General features: G+C 68.8%; 11 protein-coding genes and 1 pseudogene. 4 read left to right on the top strand and 8 right to left on the bottom strand.

The features are described from left to right. The first annotated feature begins 32 nt into the window (after nucleotides 1-32). Together HV783_RS24940 and HV783_RS24935 are read left to right on the top strand one after the other, a co-directional pair. On the top strand, nucleotides 33-1562 hold the full coding sequence (locus HV783_RS24940; RefSeq protein WP_175190075.1) for an MFS transporter: 1530 nt from the start codon (nucleotides 33-35) through the stop codon (nucleotides 1560-1562). A 158-nt stretch (nucleotides 1563-1720) separates the two neighbouring features. Continuing rightward, entirely contained in the window at nucleotides 1721-2140 is a 420-nt protein-coding gene (locus HV783_RS24935) for a group III truncated hemoglobin (RefSeq protein WP_116792418.1), read from the top strand. Between the two features lie 102 nt (nucleotides 2141-2242). Here the strand turns inward: HV783_RS24935 and HV783_RS24930 are convergent, their stop codons facing one another. The 3 genes from HV783_RS24930 to HV783_RS24920 all read right to left on the bottom strand — a co-directional run bounded on the left by HV783_RS24930 (nucleotide 2243) and on the right by HV783_RS24920 (nucleotide 6557). Continuing rightward, the gene (locus HV783_RS24930; protein WP_064528916.1) at nucleotides 2243-4513 is read right to left on the bottom strand and encodes an ATP-dependent DNA helicase; all 2271 of its coding nucleotides are present in this window, start codon (nucleotides 4511-4513) and stop codon (nucleotides 2243-2245) included. Further along, the gene (locus HV783_RS24925) at nucleotides 4510-6270 is read right to left on the bottom strand and encodes a VRR-NUC domain-containing protein (RefSeq protein WP_175190074.1); all 1761 of its coding nucleotides are present in this window, start codon (nucleotides 6268-6270) and stop codon (nucleotides 4510-4512) included. Before HV783_RS24925 ends, HV783_RS24930 begins: the two co-directional genes overlap by 4 nt. 77 nt (nucleotides 6271-6347) lie before the next feature. Then, nucleotides 6348-6557 carry a P-loop nucleotide/nucleoside kinase family protein gene (locus HV783_RS24920; RefSeq protein ID WP_420867701.1) on the bottom strand — a complete coding sequence of 70 codons (210 nt, stop codon included), beginning with the start codon at nucleotides 6555-6557 and terminating at the stop codon, nucleotides 6348-6350. 252 nt (nucleotides 6558-6809) lie between these two features. Here HV783_RS24920 and HV783_RS24915 point away from each other — a divergent pair, with 252 nt between their 5' ends. Next, nucleotides 6810-7319 (top strand): GNAT family N-acetyltransferase, encoded by a 510-nt coding sequence (locus HV783_RS24915; protein WP_054502356.1) that lies wholly within the window; start codon nucleotides 6810-6812, stop codon nucleotides 7317-7319. Between the two features lie 122 nt (nucleotides 7320-7441). On the opposite strand, the gene HV783_RS24910 is transcribed toward HV783_RS24915, so the two are convergent. From HV783_RS24910 to HV783_RS24895, 4 genes are all read right to left on the bottom strand, one after another. Further along, nucleotides 7442-8113: a lysozyme inhibitor LprI family protein gene (locus HV783_RS24910; protein ID WP_054502355.1), complete on the bottom strand. Its 672-nt coding sequence runs from the start codon at nucleotides 8111-8113 to the stop codon at nucleotides 7442-7444. 124 nt (nucleotides 8114-8237) lie between these two features. After that, nucleotides 8238-9554, bottom strand: coding sequence for a c-type cytochrome (locus HV783_RS24905; protein WP_175190073.1), 1317 nt, complete (start codon nucleotides 9552-9554; stop codon nucleotides 8238-8240). 10 nt (nucleotides 9555-9564) lie between these two features. Beyond that, entirely contained in the window at nucleotides 9565-11340 is a 1776-nt protein-coding gene (locus tag HV783_RS24900; protein WP_049073370.1) for a GMC family oxidoreductase, read from the bottom strand. Between the two features lie 3 nt (nucleotides 11341-11343). Further along, complete coding sequence (locus HV783_RS24895; RefSeq protein WP_049073369.1) at nucleotides 11344-12057, bottom strand: gluconate 2-dehydrogenase subunit 3 family protein; 714 nt, start codon at nucleotides 12055-12057, stop codon at nucleotides 11344-11346. 359 nt (nucleotides 12058-12416) lie between these two features. Between HV783_RS24895 and HV783_RS24890 the strand changes: the two genes are divergently transcribed. Then, complete coding sequence (locus HV783_RS24890; RefSeq protein ID WP_175190072.1) at nucleotides 12417-12992, top strand: hypothetical protein; 576 nt, start codon at nucleotides 12417-12419, stop codon at nucleotides 12990-12992. A 131-nt stretch (nucleotides 12993-13123) separates the two neighbouring features. Here the strand turns inward: HV783_RS24890 and HV783_RS24885 are convergent. Then, a pseudogene (locus HV783_RS24885) lies at nucleotides 13124-13524 on the bottom strand (MFS transporter); the annotation flags it as partial.

Here is a 13524-nt window from a genome sequence, read left to right as displayed (position 1 = left end):
TTGCCCACCCGGCTTCGCGCCGCTCTACCGACATGACCCCATCGCATCCCTCTCCCGCCTCCAATCGCTGGCTGCAACTGCTGGCGGCCTGCCTCACAGCCGTGCTCATTCCCCTGTGCTTCACCGGCCCGGCGGTGGTCCTGCCGTCGATCAGCCAGGCGCTGGGCGGCACGCCCGTGCAACTGAACTGGATCCTCAACGGCTACATCCTGGCCTACGGCAGCGTCATCATGGTGTCCGGCAGCCTCACCGACCTGTATGGCCCGCGCCGCGTCTGGTTGGGCGGACTGGCCTGGTTCTGCGCCTTCACCTTTCCCATCGCCTGGGCGCCGTCCGCCGGCTGGATCGACTTCCTGCGACTGATGCAGGGCGTGGGCGGCGCCGCGGCGTTCGCCGCGGCCATGTCGTCGCTGGCGCCGCTGTTCCATGGCGCCGCTCGCGCCCGCGCCTTCAGCCTCTTGGGCACCACTTTCGGCATCGGCCTGTCGTTCGGACCGCTGATCTCCGGCTGGCTGGTGCAGACGGCCGGCTGGCGCTGGGTGTTCCACGGCACCGGACTGGTCGGGCTGGGCGGGCTGGCGCTGGTCGCGGCCAGCGTGCGCGCCACCCCGGGCGCGGCCGGCGGCCGCTTCGACTGGCGCGGCGCGCTCAGCTTCACCGGTGCGCTGGGGCTGTTCACCTATGGCATGCTGCTGGCCCCCGAAAACGGCTGGACCGATCCCGCGGTGGCTGGCTCGCTGCTGGCCTCGGCGCTGCTGGGCATCGCCTTCATCCTCGCGGAAACCCGCGCCACGCATCCGATGCTGGACCTGTCGCTGTTCCGCCGCCCGCGCTTTGTCGGCGTGCAGGCGCTGGCGGCCTCCCCGGCGTTCCTGTTCATTGCGCTGATCGCTCTCCTGCCCAGCCGCTTCATCGGCATCGATGGCCACAGCGCGCTGCGCGCCGGCCAGTTGATGATGGGCCTGGCCACGCCGCTGCTGGTGGTGCCGTTCCTGGCCGCGCTGCTGACGCGCCGCTTCAGCCCTGCCGCGCTGTCCAGCACCGGCCTGGTGCTGGCGGCCATCGGCCTGGCCTGGCTGGCCCGCGACCTGGGCGGCAACGCCGACCGGCTGTGGCTGCCGATGAGCCTGATCGGCATCGGCATCGGGCTGCCCTGGGGGCTGATGGACGCCATGGCGGTCAGCGTGGTGGAGCACGAGCGGGTCGGCATGGCCACCGGCATCTTCAATACCGTGCGCGTATCCGCGGATGGGGTGGCCATTGCCGTTCTCAGCGCCCTGCTGGCCACCCTGATCCACGCCCAGGCCGCCGCCGCCCTGCCCGACGCGGGCGCTCCGGCCCTGCTGCAGGCCGCCAACCGCGCCGCCCTCGGACAACTGGACGAAGCAGGCGCGCTGCTGTCCGGCGCCGGCGACCTGCTGCGCCATGCCTACGACCAGGCCTTCGGACAGGTGCTGTACGCGCTGGCCGGATTCGCGCTGGCGCTGGCCGTGCTGGTCTACGCCTTGCTGGCGCGGCCCGAGACGGCGCCGATGACGCGGGTGCGGACCCAGGCGCATTGATCGCCGGCCGCAGGGCCCGGGCGCATGGATCGCCGGCCGCATGATCCCCGCGCCCGCGCGCGCCCGGGGCCATGCGGCGGCTTGCGCCAGATCAATCCGTCCTCGCGCAGCCTCGCCCTACTATTCGTGCTGCCGTTTCACGCCGCCAGGAGCCTCCGTTGTCCGAACCCGACCCGCCCGAACCCGACATCTGCACCGAAGCCGAAATCCGCGGCCTGGTGCATACGTTCTACGCCAAGGCCCGCGCCGATGCCGCGCTGGGTCCGGTGTTCGAGGCCCAGGTGCACGACTGGGACGAACACCTGGCGACGCTCTCGGATTTCTGGTCGGCCGTGCTGCTGGGCACGCGGCGGTTCACCGGCATGCCCATGCCCAAGCATGCCGCCATGCCGCACCTGAGCGCCGAGCTGTTCGAGCGCTGGCTGGCGCTGTGGGGCGAGACCCTGGCGGCCCTGCCCAACCGCGCGCTGGCCGATGCCGCCGGTGAGATGGCCAAGCGCATGGCGCGCAGCCTGTGGTACGGCTACCAGCTCAGCCGCGACCCGAACCAGCCGCTGACCGAACTGCGCTCGGCCTGAGCGCGGCCCGCGCGCTCAACGCGTCGGCGCGGCCGGCGGCGGCCTGTCCCCTGAACGCCCGCCCCGCGGCAGGCGCGAAGCAGCAATGGGCGGCATCCTCGTTCAATCCACCCGCCACCAGCTCGGCAGCAGGTTGCGCACCTTGGCGCGGCGATAGCGATCGTCGATCAGGTGCACCGTGCCCACGTCCTGCTCGGTGCGGATGACGCGGCCCGCCGCCTGGACCACCTTCTGCATGCCGGGATAGAGATAGGTGTAGTCGTAGCCCTGCGCCTCGCCGTAGCGCCGCTCCATGGCGCGCTTGATGTTCTCGTTGACGGCATTGACCTGCGGCAGCCCCAGCGTGGCGATGAAGGCGCCAATCAGCCGCTTGCCGGGCAGGTCCACGCCCTCGGAAAAAGCGCCGCCGAGGACCGCGAAGCCGACGCCCTGCCCGCTTTCGGTGAAGCGTCCCAGGAAGGCGGCGCGGCCGGCCTCGTCCATGCCTGGCGTCTGCAGCCAGATCGGCACCTGCGGATGGCGCGCGCGCATCAGATCGGCCACCTGCCGCAGATAGTCGAAGCTGCTCAGAAAGCCCAGATAATTGCCCGGCCGGCGCGCGTACTGGTCGGCGATCAGGTCGGCGATCGGCTGCAGCGAGCGTTCGCGGTCGCGGTAGCGGGTCGACACATGACCGACCACCTTGACCGCCAGTTGTTCGGCCTGGAACGGCGCGGCCACGTCGATCCACGCGGCCTCGGCCGGCAGGCCCAGGGTGTCGCGATAGAACTGCTGCGGACTCAAGGTGCCCGAGAACAGCACGGTGGCGTGCGCCGCCGCGTGCCGCGCGGCCAGATACGGCGCCGGCACCACGTTGCGCACGCACAGCGTGGACGGCGGCGTCTTGGCGCCGCGCGCCCCGCCTTCGGCCCGCGTCACGTCGAATAGCGCGTGCGGCCCGAACTGCTCGGCCAGCCGCATGAAATGCAGCGCCTCGAAATAGAAGGCCAGCACCGGATCGTCCTGCGCCAGCGGCGCCTCGCCCAGGTAGTCGGTGATGGCGGCCACCGCCTTCTGCACCGCCGCCAGCACACCGGCCGGCGCCTCGTCGTAGGCCTGGTAGGACTCGGCCTGCTTCCTGTTGAGCGCGGTCCAGGAACGCTGCAGGCCGTCCAGCGGCTTTTTCAGGGCTTTGGGCGCGGCCTGGCGCGCCGCCGCCAGCCCAAGTTGGCTCAATTCGCCGGTGTACATGCGGCGCGCGCGGTCGACCAGGTTGTGCGCCTCGTCCACCAGCACCGCCACTTTCCACTGATGCGCCTGCGTCAGCGCGTGCAGCATGGCGGTGGCGTCGTAGTAATAGTTGTAGTCGCCCACCACCACGTCGCTCCAGCGGATCAATTCCTGCGACAGGTAATACGGGCAGACCTGATGCGCGCGGGCCGCCGCGCGCACCGCCGGGGCATCCAGCCGCGGCTGCGACAGCGCCGTCTCGCGCGCGGCGGGCAGGCGGTCGTAGAAGCCCTGCGCCAGCGGGCAGGAATCGCCATGGCAGGCCTTGTCGGGATGCTCGCAGGTCTTGTCGCGCGCCTGCAGGTCCAGCACCCGCAGGCCGGGCGCCGCCGGCTGCGCGTTCAGCGTATCCAGCGCGGCCATCGCCAGCCCGCGCCCCGAACCCTTGGCCGCCAGGAAGAACACCTTGTCCAACCCCGCGCCCGGGGCGGCCCTGAGCAGCGGAAACAAGGTGCCCAGCGTCTTGCCGATGCCGGTGGGCGCCTGCGCCATCAGGCAACGGCCGTCGCGCGCCGTGCGGTACACCGACACCGCCAGTTCGCGCTGGCCGCTGCGGAACTCGCCATAGGGAAACGCCAGCTTCTCCAGCGCCGCGTCACGCGCCTGGCGGTGCGCCAGCTCGGTGCGGGACCACGCCAGGAAGCGTTCGCACTGCTCGTGGAAGAAGGCCGCCAGCCAGGCCGCGTCGCGGGTCTCGACGAGCAGGGTTTCTTCTTCGGTGGCCACGTTGAAGTACACCAGCGCCACGCGGACCTGCGCCAGGCCGCGCGCCTGGCACAGCAGGTGACCGTAGACCCGCGCCTGGGCCCAATGGGCGGCGCGGTGGTTGTCGCGCACGCTGTCGAGCCGGCCGCGGTAGGTCTTGATCTCTTCGACCTGATTGGCCTGCGGGTCGTAGCCATCGGCGCGGCCGCGCACCAGCAGGTTTTCGTATTGCCCGGTCAGCGCCACCTCGGTTTCGTAGGCGGGCCCGCGCCGGCCGGTCACGGCGGCGTGGCCGGCCATGCCCTCCAGGCCGCTGGGCGCGGGCGTGAAGCGCAGATCCAGGTCGCCGGCGCGGGCCGTGAATTCGCAGAGCGCGCGCACCGCCACGGCGTACGTCATGGCGCCGGCCCTTCCGGGGCGGCATGGTGCGTCGAGGCCGGCGGCTGCGATGCGCACGCCGCGTCGCGCCAACTGACATGACAGACGCGCACCGGCATGCCATGCTCGGCGCAGTACGCCAGCCAGCGGATCTGGTTGTCCTGCAGCTTGTCGCCCGGCCCCTTGATCTCGATGAGTTCATAGCCGGGCGCGTCCGGCTGGAAGCGGATCAGGTCGGGCAGCCCCGACCGGTTGGCCTTGACGTCACGCAGCAGCCGCAGGAAAAACAGTTTCAGGTGCGCTGGCGGCAGGTGGTGCAACGCCCGCTCCAGCAGCGCCTCGTCCAGCGCGCCCCAGAACACGAACGGCGATTGCACGCCCTGCTTGGCGGCGTAGCGCTGGCGGATCGTGACGCGGTATTCGCCCGTGTCCAGTTGCGCCAGGCAGGCGGCGAACAGGGCCTCGCGCCGGGCGTGGAAATCAGGTGCGTCCAGGTCGGCCGGCCCGCGCTGGAACGGATGGAAGAATGCGCCCGGCAACGGCGCGAACACTGCCGGCCAGCACAGCAGGCCGAACAGCGAATTGATCAGCGTGTTCTCGACATAATGGACCGGCGCCTCGTCGCGGTGCAGGTGATCGCGCGCCGCGAATTCCACCGTCACCGTCGGCTCGGGCCGCTCCAGCGCCAGGTCGAAACGGCTCACCGGCGCGGCCGCGCCGCGCGGCGCGCCCTGCCCCAGCTTGCGACGCAGGCGCGGCAACATGCGCGCCACGCGTTGGGATTCCTCCTCGCTTTCGGGCCGGGCCTCGGCTTGCAGCGCCAACGCCAGCGCCTCGTCGAAACGCGCCATGCGCTCGTACACGCGGATGCGGCGATGCCTCGCGCCGGGGTAGGCGCACAGCGCGTACACCCGTTGCGCCGCCGCCCAATCCTGGACCCGCTCGCAGGCCTGGCCCAGGCGCAGCAGCACCTTGGCGCGGCGCTTTTCCAGCCAGGCGTTGCCGCTGGCGCAGTCGGCCACCGCCTGCAACAGCGCATCGACGTCCGGGCCATCATCCAGCGCCCGGCGACAGGCATGCAGGGCCAGGTAGCGGTCGACGTCTTCCCGCGCCTGGAAGGCCCGCGAAGAAGGCTCGAACGGCACCGTTTCGTACTGGAACACGCCCAGGTCCGCCAGCACGAACTCTGACCAGTCCTGGTGCAGGTTGCCGAAGAACATCAGGCGCAGGCGTTCGCACAGGTCGGCAACCGCGACGCGCCAGGCCGGATCGAACGGCATCGCCGCGTTGCGGCCGGCCGCAACGACGCGCGTGCCGTTCGCGCCTGCGCGGTCGGGGCCGGCGGCGGGATTCCAGCTCGCATAGGGCTGCGCCTCGGGCTGGCTGGCACGCAGGAGCGCCAGCAGGTCGGCCTTGCGCGCCGCGCCCTTGGGGCGGGAGTCGGCGAACAACCGGTCGAGTTCGGGCCGCGTATGCAGCCCGAACAGTTCGTCCAGCGTCATGGGAGCGTCGGCTTCCAGCCACCCCAGCGTCAGCAACGGCGCGGCGGCCTCGACCGTATCGGGGATTTCCTCGTAGGCCAGGCGGCTGGCGCGGAACCACGGCCCGCGCCGCATCAACATGCGCACCAGCAACGCCTGCGAGGCCTGCGGCAGCGCGGCGAAATCCGACATGAAGCGGCGTTCGCGGGCATCCAGCAGATCCGCGTAGCGCTCACCGACCCACGCAAGCGCGCGCTGGAAATTGTGCAGGTAGTAGTAGCGGTGCGGGGGCAGCATCAGCCGGTCTTGGTAGCTGGGTATTTATCCAGTAATCATAGCAGGCCGTATCGCCGTCCGCCGCCCTCGGCTTATACCTAGTGGCGCACGATCTCGAACCCCTCGTCGTCCTGCGGCGCCACGAAGTATGCGGTGATCGCGTCGTACTGCGCCTCGCTGGGGGTGTAAGGATGGACACCCGATTCATTGCGCGCCCGCAACCGCGCCTTGCAGACCGCATCGGGCAAGTCCAGGAAATGCAGCACCGGTTCGGCCGGGGACGGGACGGAAAACGCGTTCGATTGCATGGACTGCCTCTGGAGAAAACCAACGGGCGCGCCAACAAAAAACCCGCCATTGGCGGGTTGATGTAGCGATGATCCGACGCGCGCTACCCCACCGAGTTCCCAGCGGGGCGAATAATCAGGGCGGACGGGCGGTGCGGACGGTTCATGGCACGATGCTGCTGGACGCCGCCAAACCTGTCAAACTCATCCGGCAACATGCTCGCCCTGGCCACGCGCCAGGCCGGATCGTCCGTCATCGTCCCAAAGGAATCCATGTCCCGTTCCGCCGTCACCCTGCGCCAGGCCACCGCCCGCGACGCCGACGCCATCGCCGCCATGCACGCGGCCAGTTGGGCCGTCACCTATCGCGGCCTGCTGCCGGATGGCTTTCTCGACGCCGGCCTGGCCGACGACCGCATGGTCCACTGGCAGGACCGGATGCGCGACGCCGACGCGCAGGCCGTGTTCATCGCCGAGCAGGACGGCCAGCCGATCGGCTTCGTCTGCGTCAAGCAGGAACACGATCACCCCGGCGCGGTGCTGCTGGACAACCTGCACGTGCTGCCGCCCTGGCAAGGCACCGGCGCCGGCAAGCTCATGGTGGCGCGCGCCGAGGCCTGGGCCCGCGCGCGCGGCGCGTCGCGCCTATATCTGTATGCGCTCGAAGGCAACGCCCGCGCCATCGCCTTCTACGAACGACAGGGCTGGCGCAACACCGGCACCGAAACCGACCGGATCGGCGGCATCGAGGTGCAGGCGCGCCGCTACGAGCGGCCGGTGTGACGACACGCGCCCCCGCCAGCGCCTGGACGTCCAGCGTGGCGACGGAGAACGCCCGAACCTGCCCGGGTTCATCCAGGACAGGCAAAACCTGATCAATCGCCAGTGAGCCTGGCGGGGGCGCGTCAGCGCGCCGCGAACCAGTCGCCGGCCACGCCGCCATTGCGGCCGCAGAAAGGCGGACCCGAGCCGTCGTCGGGGGTGCCAGCAGGCGCCGTTTGGCGCGCCACCAGCACGGCGCCGCGCCGCGTCAGCGTCACGACCCAGGGCGGACCGTCCTGGTAGGTCACTTTCAGGCTGTCGCCATCCACCACCGCATTGCCGCTCAGGTCGCAGATCCAATTGCCGTAGTAAGGCATCCACGAATTGACCGCCACGGCCAACTCGCCGTTGGCGCCTCGCGTGATCTCGATCTCGCCCTCGATGTTGCGCCACTTGCCGACGAAGCCGGCGGCCGGATGCGGATTGATGGCCTTCAACAAAGCCAGGCGCGCCCGCATGAAGGTGGCCATTTCCTTGGCAGGTGTGCTGTGCGTGAAAGGCTGCTCATAGACCCTGTCCCGCATGCCCAGGAAATAGCGTTGATCGGCGGTCAGCGACTTGGCCGCTTCGGCATCCAGCTTGTCCCGCACATCCTTGTATTGCCGCGCGATCGCCGCATCCTGGTCCGCCAGCGCCGGGTTGGCGCAAATCGCTTTCTCGACCGGCGTGGCGGCCTTGGCGCAGTTGAAGGAAGGCGCCGCCGTCGCGCTGCCGGCCACGGCCAGCGATGCCGCCAAGAGCAGAGGACGCATCATGGTGGGAAATTCTCCAGAAGGTGTAAAGGTGTTCAACATGCCCGGTGACACCGGAAAAATTCGCCCGCCGAAGCGGGCGAATCCCATCGGGGCGCCGCGGGCCGGCCAGCCCGCGGCAGCGCGATTATCGCGCCGGCGCCTTGGCCGCGCCCACGTCCTTGCGCACCTTGGCCACGTCCGACGCGCTCACCGCCGCGCCCTGGTTGCCCCAGCTTGACCGCACGAAGGTCACCACGTCGGCGACTTCCTTGTCGGTCAGGCGCCAGTCGAAGCCCGGCATCGCATACGCCGTCGGCGCGGCCGAGGTGCCCGGCATCTGCGCGCCCTTGAGCACGATGTGGATCAGCGACGCGGGATCGGCCGAATTCACCGTCGAGCTCAGCGCCAGCTGCGGGAAGGTTTCCGCGTAGCCCTTGCCGGTGCTGCGGTGGCAGGCCGCGCAGTTGTTCAGGAACGTCATCGCGCCGTCGCTCGTATCCTTGCCGCTGCGCAGGGCCTGCGCCACGGTGTCGTTGTAGGCGAGCGGCTGGGTGGCGTTCTTGTTCACCGGCGGCAGGCTCTTCAGATACACCGCGATGGCGTTGACGTCGGCGTCGGTCAGGTGCTGGGTGCTGTCCTGCACCACCTGCGCCATGCCGCCGAACGCGGCCGAATGGCCGTTGCGGCCGGACTTGAGGAAAGCGGCGATGTCTTCCTTGCTCCAGCTGCCCAGGCCGTCGGCCATGTCGCCGCGCAGGTTCTTGGCGAGCCAGCCTTCGACCACGCCGCCGGACAGGAAGGCCGAGCCGTCGGCGTCGGTCAGCGCCTTTTCCTGCAGCGCGAAGCCGCGCGGGGTGTGGCAGGTGCTGCAGTGGCCCAGCCCTTCGACCAGGTATTGGCCGCGCAGCAGCGCCTGCTTGTCCGCGTCGTTGGCGGGAGTGGCGGTGACCGGCGCGGTGGCCACGTCGGGCGCGAACATCCAGCGCCACACGCCCAGCGGCCAGCGCATCGACAACGGCCAGGTGATGTCCGTGTCCTTGTTGGCCTGCTTGACCGGCTCGACGCCGTGCATGAAGTAGGCATACAGGGCCTTGACGTCATCCGGCGTGACCTTGGCGTAGGCGGTATACGGCATGGCCGGATACAGCGAATGGCCGTCCTTGGCCACGCCATGGCGCACGGCACGGTCGAAGTCCTCCAACGTATAGTTGCCGATGCCCGTGTCCTTGTCGGGCGTGATATTGGTGGAATAGATCGTACCCAGGGGCGACTCGATGCCCAGGCCGCCAGCGAACGGCTTGCCGTCCCTGGCGGTGTGGCAGGCGATACAGTCACCGGCGCGCGACAGGTATTCGCCCTGCTTGATCAACTGCGCATCCGCGGTGGCGGGCGTGCCATCGGCGGCCCAGCCGGTGCCGCAAGCCAGGATCGAGAGCGCGGCAACAATGGTTTTCTTCATCATTGTCGGCTCCTTACGCCTGGACCAGCGGGCCGGGGTTCTTCAGGTACTGGTCGCGGATCGCCTGCGCGGCCCAGTACGCCAGGGCGCCCACCAGACCGGTCGGGTTGTAGCCCATGTTCTGCGGGAACACGCAGGCGCCCATCACGAACACGTTGGGCACGTCCCAGCTTTGCAGGTACTTGTTGACCACGCTTTCCTTGGGATTGGCCCCCATGATGGCGCCGCCGGTGTTGTGCGTGCTCTGGTAGACCCGGGTGTCGTAGCGCGCGCCCTTCTTGCGCACGGCGACGAAGTGCTTCTCCGGCTTCATGGCCTTGGCCACTTCCTCCATCTTGTTGCCCATGTGGCCGAGCATGTCGAATTCATTGTCGTGCCAATCGAACGTCATGCGCAGCAGCGGCTGGCCGAAGCTGTCCTTATAGGTCGGGTCCAGCGACAGGTAGGCGTCGCGGTACGACATCACCGAGCCGGAGATCCCGATGGTCATGTAGCGCTGGTAGGCATCCTGCACGCCGGCCTTCCACGCGGTGCCCCAGGACGGCGTGCCGGGCGTGGTGGGCGTCATCTTGATGGGACGGCCGCCGTAGCGGATGTGACGGATGCTGGCGCCGCCGATGAAGCCGAGCGGACCGTGGTCGAACTGGTCGCCGTTCAGGTCATCCATGCCGACGCCGCCGGCGCCGGTGCCGACGAACGGGTTGAGCTGGGTGCCCTTGGGCAGCAGCACGTTGACCGCGCCGTTCATCTGGTAGGCGTAGTTCTTGCCAACCACGCCTTCGTTGGTCTTGGGATCGTAGGGCTTGCCGATGCCCGACAACAGCAGCAGGCGCACGTTGTGCATCTGGTAGGCCGACAGGATCACCAGGTCGGCGGGCTGCTCGATCTCGCGGCCCTGCGCGTCGATGTAGGTCACGCCGACGGCCTTCTTGCCGGTCGAATCGAGGTTGACCTTGATGACGTGCGAGTGGGTGCGCAGTTCGAAGTTGGGCTTTTTCAGCAGCACCGGCAGGATGGTGGTCTGCGGCGAGGCCTTCGAATACATGTAGCAGCCGTAGTTCTCGCAGAAGCCGCAGAAATTACAGGGGCCCAGGCGCACGCCGTATGGATTGGTGTACGGGCCGGAGGCGTTGGCCGCGGGCGCCGGATACGGATGGAAGCCCACTTCGCGCGCGGCCTTGTCGAACAACTGCGCGCCGTAGGTGGTGGCCAGCGGCGGCAGCGGGAATTCCTTGCTGCGCTTGCCTTCCAGCGGGTTGCCGCCCTCGACGATCTTGCCGTTCAGGTTGCCGGCCTTGCCCGAGGTGCCGCAGACGTACTCGAACTTGGTGAAGTACGGTTCCAGCTCGTCGTAGGTGACGCCGAAGTCCTGGATCGTCATGCCTTCTGGAATGAAGTTCTTGCCGTAGCGCGTTTCGTAGCGCGTGCGCAGTTCCAGTTCCTCGGGCAGCACGCGGTAGTGCATGCCGTTCCAGTGAAAGCCCGCGCCGCCCACGCCCGTGCCCAGCAGGAAGGAGCCATTCTGGCGATACGGCACGGCCACGTCGTCCACGCCATGCCGTATCGTCACCGTCTCCTTGGACAGGTCCTGGAACAGCTTGCCGCGCACGGAGTACGCCAGCTCGTCGAGCACCTTGGGATATTCCGCGTCCTTGGGGGTGTCCTGCATGGCGCCACGTTCCAGCGCCAGCACGTGCAGGCCGGCTTCGGTCAGCTCCTGGCCCAGGATCGCGCCGGTCCAGCCGAAGCCCACCAGCACCGCGTCCACTTTGTCTTTCTTGATCGCCATCGCTTACCCCTTTTCCCCGGAAATCGACACGGGCCCGTAGGGATACTTGACGTTGGGCTGGTCGACCCAGTCCATGTAGTCGCCGCGCGCGCCCGGGAAACCCACCATCTTCCAACCCACCATGTTCTTGTTGCCGCCGTACATCGGGTCGGCGAAGAAGCCTTCCTTGGTGTTGCCCAGCAGGAAGCTGAAGAAGGTCTTGGCGGGGACCGCGTCGAACTCGATCTTGCCGGCCTGCAGGTCCTTCAGGATCTGTTCCTGCAGGGGCTTGTCGAGTTCGGCGAAGACCTTGCCGTGGGTCTTCTTGCACCACGCGTCACAGGCCTCGATGCCATGGCGGTAGACCTCGCGCGGATTCTGGTTCAACTGGTAGCCGAGCTCCGGCGCCACGTCGGGATGGAACGGCCCCTGCATGTACCAGAGCTTGCCGTGGCCATACGGCGTTTCCATCTGGCGGTCGATGAACTCCGGCACGCCGGCCTCGATGGCGCCGGGGCCGTACTGGTCCGCGGGAATCAGGTGATCGACCGCTGCCACGATGAAGTTCCATTCGGGCTTGGTGAAGTAGGTAGGCTCATAGGCCTTGGCCGAGCGGGCCGCGCCGCCGTCGGCGGCGTTGGTACAGCCCGTGGCGGCCACCCCCACCGCCAGCGTCGACGCGGGCACGATGGCCAGCGCCTGCAGAAACCGCCTGCGCGGCTTTGCATCTTGTGTCATAGACATCTCCGTGAAAATTCCAAGTCGTCCTGGCGCACAGCCGCACATGCACTCCTGGAAACACGAACTGCCGGGCCGCGCCCTGGTGACAACACGCTCTTCTTCGTTACTGAAAAGCAGACCGATCCTTGAAAAGGGACGCAAGGAAAGGTGGCCCTCATTATGCGCTTTTCAGACCAACTGATCTGCTGTTCCGACCGGATCAGATCGATTTTCTTGACTCGGGATTTACTTTTGCATTAAGGACACTGTCAGACGAATTCAGGACTGCGCCACGTCTGTATAGTGCGCAGTCCACCGGCGGCCGCCGCGGAGCCGCGCCCAGCCCGATAACAAACGTTACTCACGGAAACGATTCGATGACGGAAAAAAGCAAAACCTGGCGCAGCTCGACCACCACGCGTAGCTGGTCGATGTCGAGCGGCGCCTCGGGCGATCCGCAGGATGCCTTCGGCGGGCTGCGTGGCGTGCGACACGACACCGAAGAAGCCCTCACCGAGCAATGGCGCTACGTCGGCGCCGACGGCGACGGTCGCTTCGAGGTCGAGATCAAGGACGGCGCGGTCACCGTGAACGGGCGCCGCTACGACAGCATGGACGAGGTGCCCCGCGCGGACCGCGACCGTATCGAGGCGGTGCGCGAGGGCCTGAACGACAGCGGCCTGTGGGACGCGCTGCGGGAGGCCGGCGTGGACATCGGCGGCCTGGCGGGACCGGACGCGCGCCACGCCGCCGCCAAGCCGGAATTCATCATCGAAACGGATATCCCGGACGTGCGCAGCGCGGCGCCAACGGCCGCCCCGGGCCCGTCCGTGGTTGACGCTTCGGCGCCCGGCGCGGTGCCGCGCCAAGGCGGCGGCCTGCGCCGCATTGTGCTGGCGGCGGTGGCGGTGGGACTGGCCTGGTGGATCCTGCGGCTGACGGGCGCGGCCTAGCGTCGAGCGATCGACTCGGCGCGCAGGCCATACGGGCGCCGCGGCACGTCATGGAGCGAGCGGTTGGATGGCGGCGGACTCTTGCGCCAGACCTTCGCCTTTTAGGCAATCGTCCTGTCATCGACCGCGCGCTACGCGCTTCGCGCCCGGCCGCGCCACGCGATCATCCAGGCCGCCGTTCCCAGCCCCGCCGCCACGCCAAAGGCCAGCGCCATGCCCCGCGCCACCGCCACTGGCGGCGCCGCCGCAAGGTCAGTCGCGCCCGTCCCCAGCGTGAACACCGCGCCCATGACCGACGCCCCGGTCACCAGTCCCAGATTGCGCGACAGGTTCAGCATGCCCGACACCAGGCCGCGCTGGCGCGCGTCGATCGCCGCCATCACGCCGGTGTTGTTGGCGGCCTGGAACGTCGCATAGCCCGCGGTCAGCAACACGATCGGACCGATGTAGCCCGCCACGCCCAGCGCCGCCGGCGCGGCCGCCAGCAGGCCCGTGCCGACGGCCAGCGCGACCAGCGCCGCGCGCGTGATGC

Origin of the sequence: Achromobacter dolens (genome assembly GCF_902859745.1) — a bacterium.
GTDB lineage: Bacteria > Pseudomonadota > Gammaproteobacteria > Burkholderiales > Burkholderiaceae_B > Achromobacter > Achromobacter dolens.
The sequence above is the reverse complement of the archived record's forward strand: the minus strand, read 5'-3'. Positions and strand labels throughout refer to the sequence as shown.